The following is a 14,366-nucleotide window of genomic DNA, read 5'->3' on the forward strand; positions in this document are numbered from 1 at the left end:
GGTCCACCACCATACACACGACCCCGCACTCCGAGCGGAAGAACTCCAAACACGCCGCACCCGCGAGGAGCAAGGAACGCACCGCGTCGCCGCGCGCATGTGTTCGCGATCGGCACCCGGGACCCCCCTGACTGGACGAAAACAAAAATCCTGTCTTTGATGCGGGGACCGATCCACCAACGAGGAGAAACCGGGCATGAGGCTCGTCAAGGCATTCGCGGCCATGGCCGCGGGCATGGCCGTGGCGTGGAGTGGCAGTGCGTCCGCGCGAACGGTGAACCTGTCGTACGTCTGGGGTGGCAATGGAGGCGGCACCACGATCTTCATCCACGGTCATGGCAATTGCGTGGGCGGAAAGGGCGCGGATGATCGCTGTGTGAATTCCTCCTATGGCTATTGGTTGAATTCCGTGGAGGACGGCGGTGACGGCCACGACTTCATGGTCGAGTCCACCTCCCAGTGCACGGGCAGCGGATGCTCCATGTCGTGTGGCACCGCGGGATGCTCCACGGTGAACTACACGGGCCCGTGGTCCTACTCGGAGGCCTTCGCCATCCGGTATGACCTGGTCAACCAGAGCGTGCCCGCCGCCACCAACGACGTGGCCAACTGCCTGCTGGACCTGCGCAACGGCAGCAACACCACCGGCTGCAACCCGAACCTCTACCAGCGCACGCGCTTTCGCGTGGTGGGGCACAGCGCGGGCGGAGCGATCATCGACCGCATCCTCTCCACGGGCGCGTGGCCGGATCTGACGGGCACCAACGGCGCCATCACCGGCACCCCCGTCGTCTCCGCGGGCGCGCTCGGCGGCTCCCGCGCCGCGAGCGCCCTGTACGGCACGGACGGCGCCTCCAACTTCTGCACCACCCTGGTGAGCTGGGTGGCCAGTTGGGCGCTCAAGGACCCGGGGACCGCCAGCCTCACGCGCGCCACGATGCTCGCCGAGGCCAACAACGGCCGCGCGGGCAAGTCTCCCCGCTGGGTCTACAAGGTGACCACCACCGGCGGCGCGGGCTCCACCAACAACAACTCCAAGGACAGCGTCCAGGAAGCCACCAACGACGCCAAGATGGGCGTGCTCGTGGGCTGCGTGGGCTACTCCGCCGATGACGACTCCGACGGCGTGCTGTGGCAGTACGACAGCGATCCCACCTCCAATCCCAGTGGCTCCAATGGCGGCAAGTACCGCGCCCAGTACACCGGCTATTACTGGCGTTGGATCCAGTCCTGGTCCAACCACTCCCACAACCGCAATGACGCGTATGTGAAGAAGTACGGATTCCAGAGCAGCACGGGTTGCTATTACATCTCGCCGGGCACCTGCATCGGCCAGTACGCCCAATAAGCCATGACGCCTCCCCCGAAGCGCTGGCGTCAGGCGGGGGCGGGACTGCTGCTCGGCGCGGTGGCCGTGCTCGTCTGGTTCGCCCTGAGCGGACCCGACGCGCCCGTCCCCGCCCCGCTTCCCCGCCCCATCGCCCAGGCGCCAGCGTCCACGCCTCCGCCGCTTCCGGCGCGCGCCCGGCCTCCCGCCGTGGCCGCCCCGCCGGAGCCGGTGGCGGCCCCCGGACCCTCGTCCGCCCTGGAGTCACCGCCTCCCGGCACCACCCCCGAGCGGCCTCCCGAGGCGCCGCCCATCGAGCTGCCGCCCACGACGCAGGTGCTCGCCGAGGAGTTCTACCCGGGCACCACGGACTGGGAGGACATCCCCGTGGACGAGTCCCACCAGCACCACCTGCGCATCCTGCCCAAGCGCTACAACGTGGTGGCCCCCCGGCCCATCGCCCTCTGGTTGGAGATGACGGACGCCCAGGGCCGCCGCCAGCCACTGCCCTCCCCTCGCGTGCGCGCGCGCTCGCTCGACGATGAAGCGCGCCCGTGGATCGACCTGCCCGTGAGCGACGACGGCACCGGCGAGGACGAGCGGGCCGGAGATCTGCGCTACACCGCCCAACTGCGACCCACGCGCGAGCAGAGGAAACTGTTGCTCGGGCGGTTGCTCGTCGAGGGCACCGTGGACGTGCCCGGCGTGGGCACGCGCACCATCCCCTCCGTGCTCATCTACACCCAGGGCCCCCGCGCCACGCTCACCGGCCGGTGGACGGATTCCCTTCGCGACGGCGGACTCGCGCTGGAGGCGGAGCTGCGGGTGGACGAGCCGGGCCTCTTCACGCTCATGGCGCAGATATTCGGACCGCGCCTGGAACCGCTCGCCTGGGTGAAACAGACGGCGAGGCTCGGCGCGGGCCGCCAGACGATGACGCTGGAGGTGTTCGGCAAGGTGCTCCACGATCTGGGCGTGGATGGGCCCTACCGCGTGCGGCAGGTGCTCCTCACGCGCGATCAGGAGAACTCCAGCGACTACGAGCCGGGGGAAACCATCGAGGAGGCACACCAGACGAAGCCCTACGCCGCGCGCGCGTTCTCACCCGAGGCCTACGTGCCACCGCCTCGCACCCTCGAGGACGTCACCGCCGAGCACCCCTCCCAGCGCGACAAGCCGCCCCCCGAGCGCACCCGGGACATGGAGCCGGCCGAGGGTGACCCACCGCCTCCGCCCGAGAACCCCCCGCCCCAGCAGGCCACGGACCTGGGGCGCTGAGGGGCCGTTCGGACCTGGCGTGAACCGCTTCGAACTCTCCCCGATGATGCTCGCCGGGGCTCAGGCCGGCGGACGGACGCCGTAGCCCCTCACGAGGCGAGCTTGCCGCGCACGTCGCGCAGGAGCGCCTCGGTCTCTGCATCCGGGGCCCCGCGCCTGCGCTCGGTCTCCAGCAGCAATCCGAGCGCATGACCCAGCCGGTGGGCCACCCCCTCGGCATCACCCTTGAGCCGCAGGACATCCGCCTCCGCCAGCACCAGCTTCGCGAGCGCCTGGATCTTCTCCGGATGCCCGAGCAGTTCCGCCACCGAGCCCGCGTCGATGGTGATGAGCATGCGATACTCCATGCCGAACAGACTCAGGCTGGCCTCGTTCACCTGCTCGAGCGCTTCCTCCGTCTTCCCACCCGTGGCGGCCCGGAGGATGGCGGCGAGCGCGGCGGCCAGTTGCTCGATCATCCGGGTGATGTAGTCCTGACGGATTCCAGCCATGGACGTGCTCCTGATTCGGGCGGCTCCGTCCACCGTACCAGAGGCGTGCGCGTGGATGCGACCCACCCTCCATGGTAGAAGCCGCGCATGACGGAAACCATTCCCCGGGTTTCGTTGAAAGCACTCCGCACGAAGCCCGAGAGCATCGGCACTTTCATCGATTCGATTCTCTCCCTCCCGCCTCCCGTGGACGTCGACAGCATCATCCAAGGCCTGGGCGTGCCGGTGATTTCATCCACTCCCCCGGAAATGGGAGACAAGCTCCCGGATGAGCTCGCGGACGCATTGATTGTCGACCTCGACTCGATGCGCATCGACTCCGTCCTGGAGCTCGGCGAGGAGGGCGCGAGAATCTTCATGAATCGCGACAACCCGCCCACCCGGCAGCGCTTCACCCTGGCGGCGTTCCTCTACCATCTGCTCTGGGCGTCACCGGGCGTGTATGTGCGCACCTCGGATGGCTACCAATCGAAGCTCAAGTCGGGCTCCATGGACTTCGCCTCCGAGTTCCTGATGCCCGATGCCTGGCTGACCCAGGTGCTTGAAGGACCGACCCCACCCAGGACAGAAGAACTCGCGGGTTTGTTCGGGGTTTCTCCGGGGGCGATGAAGGCGCGGCTCCGGAACTATTATGAACGGGTCTTCCCCGCGGCGGAGAAGCCCTGGCGTGAGTTGGGTATTCCGCCACGCGCCTCGCTGGAGGAAGCGGAACGGGCCTATCTCGACCTCATCCATCAACACAGGCCCGAGTTGTTCGCCGCACTGCCCCCGGAGTACGGAGAGCTGGCCACACGGCGACGCGGCGACATCCAGGCGTCCTGGGCGGAGCTTCAATTGCAACATGCGTTGCGCCTGCCCGGAGGAATCCCCTTTGTCGAAACGGTGCCCTCGCTGACGGAGATCGCCACGGTGCTCAAGGAGGCCCACGCGTTGATCTCGACTCGCGGCTGGTGTCAGAAGGTCAGGGCGCGTGATGGGTATGGAAAGAAGCAGGTTCGTTTCGACAACGAGCGCGCGGGTCAATTCAGTATCGTGGGCGCAGTACTGAGAGCCGCCGCCTCGAACAGCGGTGCGGGTGACATCGCAATGGCTGTCATCGCCAAGGCCGCGGCGTGTCCGGCCAGTCCCGAGAGCTTGCAGGCCTGGAATGACGCACCCGAGCGGACTCGCGCCGAGGTGCTCGGTGCGATCGACGCGGCCCTCGCCTTCTCCGCTCCGAAGCCCACCTCCCGCTGAAGCCCTGGCGCCGCGACAGGGTCACTGACGTGCCATTCATCCGCACTGACATGTCAGCCCAGTTGGTTTGACCATCAAACATCCCATCCACCCTGGCCCTTCTCCGAGGGAAGCAAGGGGGTGGCGATGTCCGGCACCGCGATTGCTATGTCCGGAAGGGCGGGGATAGAAAGACCGAGTCCCCGGCCACTCCAGGCCCAAGGCCCATCTCCAAATGGACGCAATCCTCAATCAGCTCAACTCCCTCGCGCTCACCGAGGCGCTGCCCTTCCTGCTCAAGCTCACCAGCGCGCTCGTGCTGTGGTTCGTGGGGCGCTCGGTCATCACCGGCTTCCAGCGCGTGCTGCACCTCGCCCTGCAGAAGCGCAAGCTCGACGCCACGCTCATCCGCTACGTCGAGTCCCTCTTCTCCAGCGCCCTCACCATCCTCCTGCTGCTCGGCCTGCTGGGAATGCTCGGCATCGAGACGACGTCGTTCGCCGCCCTGCTCGCGGCGGCGGGCATCGCCATCGGCTCGGCCTGGTCGGGGCTGCTCTCCAACTTCGCCGCCGGCGTCTTCCTGCTCGTGCTGCGGCCCTTCCGGGTGGGCGATGAGATCAGCTCGGCGGGAGTCTCTGGCATCGTGCAGGAGATCGGCCTGTTCGTCACCGCCGTGGATACGCAAGACAACCTGCGCATCTTCGTCGGCAACGGGCAGCTCCTCGGCGACAACATCGTCAACTACAGCCACCACCCCCACCGCCGCTTGAGCATCCGGGTGCCGGTGCAACACGGCTGCGACCTCGGGGCGATCAAACGCGCGCTGGAGGCCCGCGTCGCGGGAGTTCCCGACGTGATGCAGCAGCCCCCCGTCTCCATCGAGGTGGCGGAGTTCACCACGACCGGGCTCGTGCTCGCGGTGCAGGCCTGGTGCGTTCCCCGCGACGCCAACGCCGTGCAGGACAACATGGGCTTCGCCATCCAGGAGGCCCTGGCCATCTCGGGCTATGGCCTCCCCATGCCGGCACCGGCGAGCCAGGCCATCCCCAAGGCGGGCTAGCGCCGGAGGGAGTGGAACCGCTCGTCCAGGTGGGCGGCGCGGATGGGCTGCTTCCGTCCGGACTCCTGGGCGCAGAGATGCCGCGCGGCGATCTGCCCTCGGAGGAGAGCGTCCTCGGGCGCGCGGCCTTCCAGGACGTGTCCCGTGAGGAAGCCCACCGCCAGCGCGTCTCCCGCGCCGTTGGTGTCGACCACGGGCGCGTCCAGGTCCACGGGGGGAAAGAAGCGGGCTCCCTCCGCGCTGCCCAGCACGCAGCCCCGCGCGCCCATCCCCCCGATGACGAGCCGCTCCGGGTGCTCCCTTCGCAGCCAGGCGATGGCCTCGTGCGGGTCGGGGAAGTTCACCGTGGAGAAGAAGAGGAAGTCGGCCTGCTCGATGAAGTCGCGGCGGTATGGATCGTCCAGGGCGGTGAGGTCCTGGAGGTCACACGAGATGACCACGCCGAGCTGGCGCGCGAGTGGCAACAAGTCGCGGCACCAGTTCTCCAGGTGCACGTGCAGCACGCGAGCACGCGAGAGCAGGGCGCGGCAGGCGTCGAGGTCGGGGCGGACCTCCATCTGCCCCTTGCCGTCGTAAAAGTTCTTTCGCCGCCCGTCGCGATACATGAAGTTGACGCTGCGGTGCGTGCCGAGCGGATCATCGAACAGCAGGGACTCGATGCCCGCCCGTGCCAGTTCCTGGCGGATGTGCTCGCCATGCCAGTCGCGGCCCACCGAGCCGATGAAGGCCGTGGGCCGGCCCAGGCTCGCGAATCCCAGTGACGAGTAGCCTCCCGCCTGTCCGACACAGTCGATGTTCCGCGAGAAGTTGGCCTCGACCTCGAAGTCGATGTCGGCGCCGTAGAGGTAGACGTTGGTGTCCACCCCGATGCAGCCAGCGACCACCGCGTCGAGGTCCCCGCTCGTTCGTGCCATGGACAGCTCCTTTCGGCTCCCGACCCGGTCAGGTTGAGGGAGTCGCAGGGGTGTACGCGACCTCTTCGATGAAAAGAGCCTTGATGAACTCGTTGTCGAGTGCCGTCAGCGTCTCCCCGCGCAACGCCAAGAAACGTTCGATGTCCTGGGCGTAGAGGGCGTTGGCGGCCTCGGGAGAAATGGCGTGACTCGCCAGCATCTCATCGGAGCAACGCAACAGGGTCTTGCCCTGAAGCATTTCTCGCATCGCCTGGGCTTCATCGGGACGGACAAGGATGCGGTTGGCGGACTCGGAGTGATTCCGGAAGAGAGGAATGATGGCATCGGCACCGTGCCTCGCCAGCAGAGCCGTGGGGCCCTCTATGGGTTGTCCGGACACGCTCCGGGGTCCGAGTCGAGCCAGATGGAGGGCAAGCACCTTGGATCGAGCGGAGCGGTAGTGGAATCGTTCGGGCAGTGAGGGGATATAGGGGCCGATCTCATCGGCGACCTGGGTGGTCTCTCCACTCGCGAGCCGTCGCAGGTGGAGAAGAAGACGCTGAAGCTTGCTTCCGTTGACGGCTCTGAAGGTACTGCCGTAGGTGGTCAGCCAGAACCACCGAATCAGGTGCCGTTTCACCTCGGCCGGAGAGCCCGCTGCCCGCCATGTCCTCATCGCATCGGCCAGCAGGATGAGTTGGTAACGGGTGGGCAACAACTCGGCGGAGAGGATTCCGCACTCCTGCTGGAGGAAGCTGACGGCATGCAGGACATTGTCCGTTGCCTCATCGATGACCCGCGGCTCGGCCTGGAGCCGCTTGCTCAACGCCTCGACAGCCTCCTCGAAGACATCGAGGTCCAGCGCCGCCTTGCAGACATCCAGGAATAGATCTTCCTCCGGCTCCGGCTCCCACCCTCGCTCCTTGAGCCGGACCTTGGCGAGCGTGAGCCGTTCCCGAAGATCGAATCCCTCACGCCAGGTGAGCGCCTGCATCATGTGGAACTCGCCCATGGGAGTTCCCCGGCTGTTGATTCGATGGAAGATGCGGGTGGCTTGTTCCAGATCCTCGGTCACGATGGCGAGGACCGGGATCTTGTAGTCGCGAAAGGCACTCACCAGTTCATCCGAAGCGGCGATGAGCCGCTCGGCATCCGGGTGCTTCGCCAATTCGCGTTGGAAGCGCAGCAACCCGATGCTGTCGAGCGTCAGCCAGAGCGGCTGCCACGTGGAGGCCGGAGCCTCATCCCCCTCTTGGAACCGGAAGACCCGTTCCTCCAGATCGTAATAGAGATCCCAATTCAGCTCCTGCCCGATGGACCGCTCGGTCGAGACCGCTCGGGTCTCCGGGGAACGTGGGTAGATGCTGCCCAAGAGGGTCGAGAGCCGTTGGAGACCATCCAGGAGATAGCTGTGGAGAATCCCCTCCATTCCCGAGCGGTCGGGGAGGCGGTGGGGCCCGATCGCCTCGAAGCATTCCAATTTGCGAGTCGCGGTGCGCCAGACCAGCGCGCTTCCAATGGGGATTCCATCCCGCACGCTGTTGAGCAGATCGGAGCGCTGGTTGTTCGACCAGACGAAGTCCCGTTGGAAGAGGGGAAGGCGCAGGTTGCCCTCCAGGATCTCCTGGAGCAGCCGGGACAAGGATTGGATCTGCGGTTCACTGAGGTAGGCGGGAGTTGCCATCGTCGGGTCCTTTCCGCTCAGGCGGCGCGCAGCATCTTCTCGAAGAGGTCCATCAGTTCGTCGCTCTGGCCATCCTTGATGCGCCACGCCTCGGGGATGGAGTCCTCGTGGAAGGACTCCGCCACTTCTCCGAAGCCCTCCTCCAGATGACGAGCGTCGTCGGGTTTGTGCGTGACGAGGGTCTCGAAGATGTCCGCGAGCCCCGTGCCGTCTCGATCCTTCTTCAATCCAGCCCTCATGTTGTAATGGTGGCGTTGCTCGTCCGACAAGGCACGGAACGCCTTGAGCCTGGGCAGCCACGCGGTGTCGAACTCACGGGCATGCTTTCGCTTCAGCCATTGCTCGAGCGCGGGCTCGGGAAGGTAGTTCTCAATGGCGCGTCGCTTGAGTTGGTGGTGAGCCACCTTCGCGCGACCGCACGTGCGGGCCACGTCCCTCGACTTGAGAGAGGGCTCGCCTCGCTTGCGCGCGTCACTGTCGATCATGGCGAAGAGCCGCAGCCGTCGCTCCCGCACCCGCAGTTCCTGCCCAAGGGTGAGTTCCAGGTTGGGAAGACCGCCCCGGAACTCGAACTTCAAGAACTCCCTGCTCGACCAATCCTCGAACCGCGAGCGGTAGAAGTGAGGAACAGCGGATTGAAGGAACCGCTCGTCATTGACGCCCTCGATGAGCACACGCAGTGGCTTGTGCAGCAGGGAGATGGCCTCCTGGAGCGGAAAACGGGGAACGTCGCCCACCCACTGCACCGCCGGCACATCCGCGACGCGGATGACGTTCACCGGCGGATCACGCAATTGGCGCTGCGTGCTCTCGTCGAGCAGCAACTCCATCTCGTCCCAGTCCGACTCGCGCAAGCCCGCGCGCCACGTGTCAATCTCCGGAGCGTCCGGCGGATCAATCTCGAGGGTGTGGCACTTCTTCTCGAAGAAGAGGTTGAACAGCGCGTGGAGCGCGAGTGGATGGAGTTTGACCTGATTCGAGACGAGAAGCGCGGCTTCGAGGACGACCCTCATCGCCCCTCCTTCTGCCGCCGCTTCTTGAGGATGCGTCGGGACAGCTCCGTGTCCTCGGAAAAAACATCCGGGGGCCAGTAACTGGGCAGGGCCATGTCGTTGAACGTGATGAGCTTGACCGTGCTGCATCCATCATCCAACTGCTGGACCCAGTACACGGCGACATGGGCAGGATCCAGTCGTCCCTCGACGATGGCGAGCTGAAGCCCCTGGAGGAAGTTCTCGGAGTGCGTCTCGATGAGGGCGCGAGGAGGATTGGGTTGCATGGCGACCTCGCAAAAGAAGTCGGCGAGTGGTTCATGCATCCTCGGGTGAAGGTGTAACTCCGGCTGCTCGAGGACAATGACGGTGGACGGAGTCCCCTGAGCGCGAGCTTGTGCACCGAGCACCAGCACGGGGAGGACCTGCGCCATTCCCTCACCCGTATCGATGACGTTGACCCGGATGCCTGGACTCGCGAGGGGACCGAGCGTCAGCGCGTAATAGCGAGGCGCGACCTCGGTCACATCCAAGCGCTGCCGGGTGTTCTTCTCGAACCACGCGGAGACGGTGGCGAGCAGTGGCCCCCCTTGGAGCTTGTCCTGGACGAGGATCTCCAGGGCTCCGGTGCCATCCTCCAGCAGCTTGGGCGGTGCGCTGCCCCGGAACTCGCGGCTCCGATGGGGCACACGCCGAACCGACCCGAGCCATTGGACCTCATCACGCAAGGGCTCCAATTGCATTCCCAGGGCGTTGACCGTCATCCAAAGGGACGGGTCGAGAGGTTCCCCGGAGCCAGGCTTGATGCCTCGGAAGGCGATGGGGCTGGAGTCGAGATGCGTCTCCTCGTGTCCCTGGATCTTCGACCACGTCTCGTAGAGCGCGCGGTTGGGCGGGGGAAACGCCCGCTCGGGCATCCATGTTCCGCGCAGGGAGGCGGCATTGCCTTGCTGACCCAGGAAGTACTCAGCGCTGAACTCATTGACGACCGGAGGCAGGACCTCCGCTTGGGGACCCGGCAGCTCGAGGACCGAGAATTGGTAGTTCCGCACCGAGGAAAAGCCACTCTCGCCATCCCAGCTCAACGTGAAATCGATCTGCCGGCGCGCGCTGAGCTGGCAGCACAGGTCGCGAAAGGCGGCCCCCCGTACCGCCGCACTGTCGAGGTTGAGTGGAGCGCCCCGTGGCTCGCCGACCGAATCCGCGAGCAGAGGAAGCAGCCGCAGCAGCGCGCTCTTGCCCGAGTTGTTGTACCCGAACAGCAGCGTGAGGGGCTTGAGCTCGATGGTGGTGGGATGGAGGAACGAGCGGTAGTTGGCAACGGTGAACGAGGAAAGGGCCATGGGGGGCGAGCGCTCGCGGGCTTCTCCGCGGATCGGGTCCTTGCACGTGTGTGCCGACGGCCTCGTGCGCTAGCACGTGAAGCAGGGCACTTCAATACGCCCGCCACGAGCAGGACCGGGTCCGTCGCGTGACGGGACGTCCAACCTCGTGCGCGAGCGAATCACCCTCCGCGCTCCGTGCGGAGGTGGACACCTTTTCAGCGGGCACCCAGCGTCTCCGCGGCGGGCGCTCGCGCGGCTACCCGACCTCCGAGGACCTGTCGCTCACTTGACTTCGGAAGTCAGATCCGTTTCCCTGTGCCGCGTGTGGGGGACGGGCAGGTCACTCCCCCGCGAAGGGGACGTACGTGGTGGACGACAAGAGCGTGGAGGGCACCCGGCATGGGGCGTTCCTCATCCGGGAGTGCATCGAGACCGTGCCGGGACTGGGCAGCATCTACACGGCACACCATGTGGACACGGGCGCACCCGCCCTCGTGATGCTGGGCCCCAAGGGCGCGATCTGGAGCCCCGAAGGCGCCTGGGAACTGGGCTTCTCCGGCGGGCGTGATGGCAAGGTGCGGATGAAGATCTACAAGTCACCGCCCTCCGCCCAACACGAGGACCTCAAGAGGTTGATGGACCTGGCGACGGACATGGTCCGCAGCGTGGAGAAGAACCCCCGCCTGCAGGCCCACTTCGAGGAGGCCGCGCGCCTCCAGCGCTCATGGCGCTTCCGCGTGCGCCGGGCCTGGAGGTCCTGGTGGGTCCGCGCCGCCCTGATCCTCGCGTTGTTGGGTCTCGGCCTGGGGGTCGGCTACCTCCTGAGCACCCAGATGGAGCCCGCCCCTGGCGATGAGCTGCCCGGCGAGGATGCTCCGGCCCTGGCGGAGTAGACGGGTAGGCCCTCGGGAACCCCTCTTGATTCGTGAGGTGGGATCCTTTCCCATCCGAGGGCCGGGCCTTGGCGGACGAGCCGTCGAACGGACGGCTCGTCCACGGGAGAAGCACATGGCGAAGGAGAAGGAGTCGGAAGGAGGCCGGGTGGGCCCGTATCTCCTGGGGAGGCGGTACAAGGAGGTGGGACCCAACCTGGGGCGTCTCTATGAGGCCAGGCACGTGGACACGGGCAAACCGGTGCTGCTGTTCCTACCCGGCCGCCGTGTGCGCTGGCGGCCTCGGAGCGACTGGGTGGTGAAGTTCTCCTGTCTGACCGGGCCCACGGCCGTGAAGATGGAGGTGGAAGAAGCCCCCACCCGCGCCAGGGCCACCGAGCTGGCGGATGTCCTCACCTTGGGCACCGCCGCGTTCCAGCGCGTGGAGGACAACCCAAACCTCCAGGCTCATCTCTTCGGCAAGCCCCGGGCGCCTCCGGTCAGGCGGCACCGCTGGGAATTCAGTCGGAGGACGGGAGCCCTCGCGGGCCTCGCCGTCCTCGCGCTGGGCCTGGGCGTCTGGACGTACGGAGCAATCCAATCCAGGAGCGAACCCCCTCCAGACAGGCAGTCTTCGCTCGAGCCGGAAATCCCTCCACGACTCCCGCCACCTCACTTCGTTGATTCTCTCGCCCCGCTCCCGACGGCTGTCGCGTACCCATTGCCAGCGAAGCCCTTCAGCGAGCAGGCGGTGGCTCCCTGCAAATCCAAGCTGGGTGAAGTGGAGATCAACGGTGGGTGCTGGCTGGAACTCGCGAAGCGCGCGCCCTGCCTGGCGGAGAGCCAAGCCGAGCACCAAGGCAAGTGCTACGTGCCCGTCACCAAGTACAGAGGAAGCATGCGGGAGCCACAATCCGTCCAGCCGTGACGGCGACTCCCGCGATTCACGGGCCGCGAACAGGCGGCCTGGGCAACTCCAGGCCCCACTGAATCCGGACCGGCGCTGGGACGAAGTGGTGGATGGCGTCGAAGGACAGCGCGACGAAGGGCATCCGTGGGGAAAGGAGACCCCGAACACGACGCCATGCGCTCCCGATCAGCGGCACGTCCTCTCGCGCGATGGCCTCGTGGGCCGCGTCGATGCGGGGCCGCACCTGCTCCTCCACGTGGATACCGTACAGCGTCAGGAGTTCGGGCCGTCCGAGTTGGAGGACTTCCACCGTTCGTTGTCCCCGCGTGCTTCCGTTGCGGCCCACCGGCTGCCAGTGCTGGCCATCGAAAACGAATTGGATCGACTCGACCGGATCCTCTTCGCAGGGATCGAGGAGCGAGGGCCGTTCCTGGCCGGGTGGATGTTCCTCCGCGGCGAGTGGAACGCACCCGGACTCGAGCGGAAAAGCATCGTTCTTCGCGGAGCGATTGCAGTTCGGACAACTGAAGAGAAGGTTTTCCCACGTCCAGGCGAGCCACCAGTATCCCGCGTGAACCGTCCCATCCAACCGGTCGGCGCGTGCCTTCGGCCTGAAATGCTCCACATCGTTGTAGGCGCATTCCATCGCGGGACGCTCGCAGTAACAGCACCGCATGGCCTGCTGCTTCCAGAGCGCATCCTTCACCACGGCGTATGCACCACCGACCGCGTTCGCGTCCAACGAGCCCGCGGATGCGAGCGCTCGCACCCGGGCCAATTCCCTGGCGCGTACCGGAGGAAGCTCGGCGGGCTCGGGGCCGCGCGCGATACGAATCACGGCAGGTCCCTCGGCACGGGCGGCAGGCCCAGGTCCAGGCCCGCCTCCGTGAGCTTCTTCTGCAAGCGCAGCATCTCGGTGTCCTCTTCGTCTGTGCGCGTCGGATCGCTCGACAAGTAGGTGTAGCGGCGCAACTCGTCGCCGAGATCACTCGGGTAGAGCTTCTGGATGTTGAAGAAGCTCGAATAGATCTCACTGCCCGTCATCAACTTGGGTGATGCCGGTGGCGGCTCCGCGACCACGTCTCCGTTCTCGTCCAGGCGCAGCATGACGATTTCGTGCCGCTCCAGCGCCGGCAGGAGCATGGGCGAATGGGTCGTCACGATGAACTGAATGCGGGGGAAGACGCGCTTGAGCACCGGAACGAGCCGCACCTGCCAGGACGGATGAAGGTGGAGATCGAGTTCGTCGATGAGGACGATTCCCTCCATGTCCTCCAGAGGGATGGGCTCTCCAACATCGAGGTACATCTGGCCGATGACGTCGGCGATCCACGCGATGGTGGACTGGTATCCCTGAGACAACCACGTCGCTGGGACCTTGGTTTTCTGCCCGGAGAACTCGAATTCGAAGCTGTGGGATCTGACCAAATCCCCGGCTTGTGACATGCCGCCCCGGCCTCGCAACTCGACCGCATCCACATGCGGCAGTAGCCGATTATCGACCAAAACTTTTTGAAGGGCACGAATGAACGGCTCGAACAAAGGCGTATCCACGAATTGATTCGCGAAACCAGTACCAACAAGCGGCGCTTTCCCAAAGAGGGGTTCAAGCCGATTTAGAACGCGATCCTTCAATTCAGTGGAGCCGAGCGGCACAGGAAGCTGACGTTGCGTCCCATATCCCGAGACAAACCAACCAGGAAAACCCTCAGCCCTTGACTCTGAAACCGGGTCCGGCCGAGCCAACAGCCGACGCAACATGCGCTTATAAGCAGAATCCTTACCCAGCCCAAAGTCCGGCACGTCCTCTTGCTTCATTGAGGACTTAAGCCTATCAGATACAATGCTACCAACGGTTTTCAATATAAAAGCAGAAGCAGTATCAAATTCAATCTGTTCATCATTCAAAGACTTAGGCGTCTTAGAAGACTCGAACCAGGAATCCCCTAGGAATATTGATTGGGCGCTCTCAATATCCAAAAGGCTACGCAACACAACTGGAGCATCGTCTTTTGTAACAGACTCAAATCTAGACAAAACGCGCCATTTATCCTGTCTCGTTCCAAACGCGAACTCCGCCTTGATCGCGACTGAAGCCGAAGGCGCTCTCAAGTCCGGCAAGGAAGGAACATCCGCGAGCTGGTTCGCACGAGTGAATCCACTCGCCGCCAGGGCGATGGCCTGGAGCAACGTCGTCTTGCATGCCCCGTTCTCCGCGACGAACACGGTCCACATGCGCGGCTTGCCCTCGTGCCTGAAGTCGAGGGTCAGGTTCCGCATGCGCTTCAGGTTCTTCACGTGCAGTTGGGTGATGTACAT

The 14,366-nt window shown here is 65.5% G+C and carries 13 protein-coding genes; 6 read left to right on the forward strand and 7 right to left on the reverse strand.

What is annotated here, in order from left to right:
- Positions 1 to 196 precede the first annotated feature (196 nt).
- Positions 197 to 1,348, forward strand: coding sequence for a hypothetical protein (locus tag MEBOL_RS14560; RefSeq protein WP_095977993.1), 1,152 nt, complete (start codon positions 197 to 199; stop codon positions 1,346 to 1,348).
- 3 nt (positions 1,349 to 1,351) lie between these two features.
- Positions 1,352 to 2,605, forward strand: coding sequence for a hypothetical protein (locus tag MEBOL_RS14565; protein ID WP_095977994.1), 1,254 nt, complete (start codon positions 1,352 to 1,354; stop codon positions 2,603 to 2,605).
- An 89-nt stretch (positions 2,606 to 2,694) separates the two neighbouring features.
- Here MEBOL_RS14565 and MEBOL_RS14570 read toward each other — a convergent pair whose 3' ends face one another.
- Positions 2,695 to 3,096 carry a hypothetical protein gene (locus tag MEBOL_RS14570; RefSeq protein WP_095977995.1) on the reverse strand — a complete coding sequence of 134 codons (402 nt, stop codon included), beginning with the start codon at positions 3,094 to 3,096 and terminating at the stop codon, positions 2,695 to 2,697.
- 87 nt (positions 3,097 to 3,183) lie between these two features.
- On the opposite strand from MEBOL_RS14570, the gene MEBOL_RS14575 reads away from it, so the two are divergent.
- Entirely contained in the window at positions 3,184 to 4,332 is a 1,149-nt protein-coding gene (locus tag MEBOL_RS14575; protein ID WP_095977996.1) for an ImmA/IrrE family metallo-endopeptidase, read from the forward strand.
- A 214-nt stretch (positions 4,333 to 4,546) separates the two neighbouring features.
- Positions 4,547 to 5,371 (forward strand): mechanosensitive ion channel family protein, encoded by an 825-nt coding sequence (locus MEBOL_RS14580; protein WP_095977997.1) that lies wholly within the window; start codon positions 4,547 to 4,549, stop codon positions 5,369 to 5,371.
- Here MEBOL_RS14580 and MEBOL_RS14585 read toward each other — a convergent pair.
- From MEBOL_RS14585 to MEBOL_RS14600, 4 genes are read right to left on the reverse strand one after another with little or no spacing between them, the layout of a single operon-like run.
- Complete coding sequence (locus MEBOL_RS14585) at positions 5,368 to 6,285, reverse strand: carbohydrate kinase family protein (RefSeq protein WP_095977998.1); 918 nt, start codon at positions 6,283 to 6,285, stop codon at positions 5,368 to 5,370. The two genes, MEBOL_RS14580 and MEBOL_RS14585, sit on opposite strands and share 4 nt — an antisense overlap.
- A 28-nt stretch (positions 6,286 to 6,313) precedes the next feature.
- Positions 6,314 to 7,948 (reverse strand): DUF262 domain-containing protein, encoded by a 1,635-nt coding sequence (locus MEBOL_RS14590; RefSeq protein ID WP_095977999.1) that lies wholly within the window; start codon positions 7,946 to 7,948, stop codon positions 6,314 to 6,316.
- A 17-nt stretch (positions 7,949 to 7,965) separates the two neighbouring features.
- Complete coding sequence (locus tag MEBOL_RS14595) at positions 7,966 to 8,961, reverse strand: hypothetical protein (RefSeq protein ID WP_095978000.1); 996 nt, start codon at positions 8,959 to 8,961, stop codon at positions 7,966 to 7,968.
- On the reverse strand, positions 8,958 to 10,283 hold the full coding sequence (locus MEBOL_RS14600) for an AAA family ATPase (protein ID WP_095978001.1): 1,326 nt from the start codon (positions 10,281 to 10,283) through the stop codon (positions 8,958 to 8,960). Before MEBOL_RS14600 ends, MEBOL_RS14595 begins: the two co-directional genes overlap by 4 nt.
- A 347-nt stretch (positions 10,284 to 10,630) precedes the next feature.
- On the opposite strand from MEBOL_RS14600, the gene MEBOL_RS14605 reads away from it, so the two are divergent.
- Complete coding sequence (locus MEBOL_RS14605) at positions 10,631 to 11,158, forward strand: hypothetical protein (protein ID WP_095978002.1); 528 nt, start codon at positions 10,631 to 10,633, stop codon at positions 11,156 to 11,158.
- Positions 11,159 to 11,273: 115 nt separating this feature from the next.
- Positions 11,274 to 12,065 carry a hypothetical protein gene (locus tag MEBOL_RS14610; protein WP_095978003.1) on the forward strand — a complete coding sequence of 264 codons (792 nt, stop codon included), beginning with the start codon at positions 11,274 to 11,276 and terminating at the stop codon, positions 12,063 to 12,065.
- Positions 12,066 to 12,081: 16 nt separating this feature from the next.
- On the opposite strand, the gene MEBOL_RS14615 is transcribed toward MEBOL_RS14610, so the two are convergent.
- Together MEBOL_RS14615 and MEBOL_RS14620 are read right to left on the reverse strand one after the other, a co-directional pair.
- Entirely contained in the window at positions 12,082 to 12,885 is an 804-nt protein-coding gene (locus tag MEBOL_RS14615) for an HNH endonuclease family protein (RefSeq protein WP_157774960.1), read from the reverse strand.
- Complete coding sequence (locus MEBOL_RS14620; RefSeq protein ID WP_095978005.1) at positions 12,882 to 14,366, reverse strand: AAA family ATPase; 1,485 nt, start codon at positions 14,364 to 14,366, stop codon at positions 12,882 to 12,884. The genes MEBOL_RS14615 and MEBOL_RS14620 overlap by 4 nt, the downstream gene beginning before the upstream one ends.

Source organism: Melittangium boletus DSM 14713, from assembly GCF_002305855.1.
Lineage (GTDB): Bacteria > Myxococcota > Myxococcia > Myxococcales > Myxococcaceae > Cystobacter > Cystobacter boletus.

Coding starts and splice junctions, on each gene's coding strand:
- MEBOL_RS14560 (WP_095977993.1), top strand. CDS start 197: ATGAGGCTCGTCAAGGCATTCGCGGCCATGGCCGCGGGCATGGCCGTG.
- MEBOL_RS14575 (WP_095977996.1), top strand. CDS start 3,184: ATGACGGAAACCATTCCCCGGGTTTCGTTGAAAGCACTCCGCACGAAG.
- MEBOL_RS14610 (WP_095978003.1), top strand. CDS start 11,274: ATGGCGAAGGAGAAGGAGTCGGAAGGAGGCCGGGTGGGCCCGTATCTC.
- MEBOL_RS14565 (WP_095977994.1), top strand. CDS start 1,352: ATGACGCCTCCCCCGAAGCGCTGGCGTCAGGCGGGGGCGGGACTGCTG.
- MEBOL_RS14580 (WP_095977997.1), top strand. CDS start 4,547: ATGGACGCAATCCTCAATCAGCTCAACTCCCTCGCGCTCACCGAGGCG.
- MEBOL_RS14600 (WP_095978001.1), bottom strand. CDS start 10,283: ATGGCCCTTTCCTCGTTCACCGTTGCCAACTACCGCTCGTTCCTCCAT.
- MEBOL_RS14620 (WP_095978005.1), bottom strand. CDS start 14,366: ATGTACATCACCCAACTGCACGTGAAGAACCTGAAGCGCATGCGGAAC.
- MEBOL_RS14590 (WP_095977999.1), bottom strand. CDS start 7,948: ATGGCAACTCCCGCCTACCTCAGTGAACCGCAGATCCAATCCTTGTCC.
- MEBOL_RS14570 (WP_095977995.1), bottom strand. CDS start 3,096: ATGGCTGGAATCCGTCAGGACTACATCACCCGGATGATCGAGCAACTG.
- MEBOL_RS14585 (WP_095977998.1), bottom strand. CDS start 6,285: ATGGCACGAACGAGCGGGGACCTCGACGCGGTGGTCGCTGGCTGCATC.
- MEBOL_RS14595 (WP_095978000.1), bottom strand. CDS start 8,961: ATGAGGGTCGTCCTCGAAGCCGCGCTTCTCGTCTCGAATCAGGTCAAA.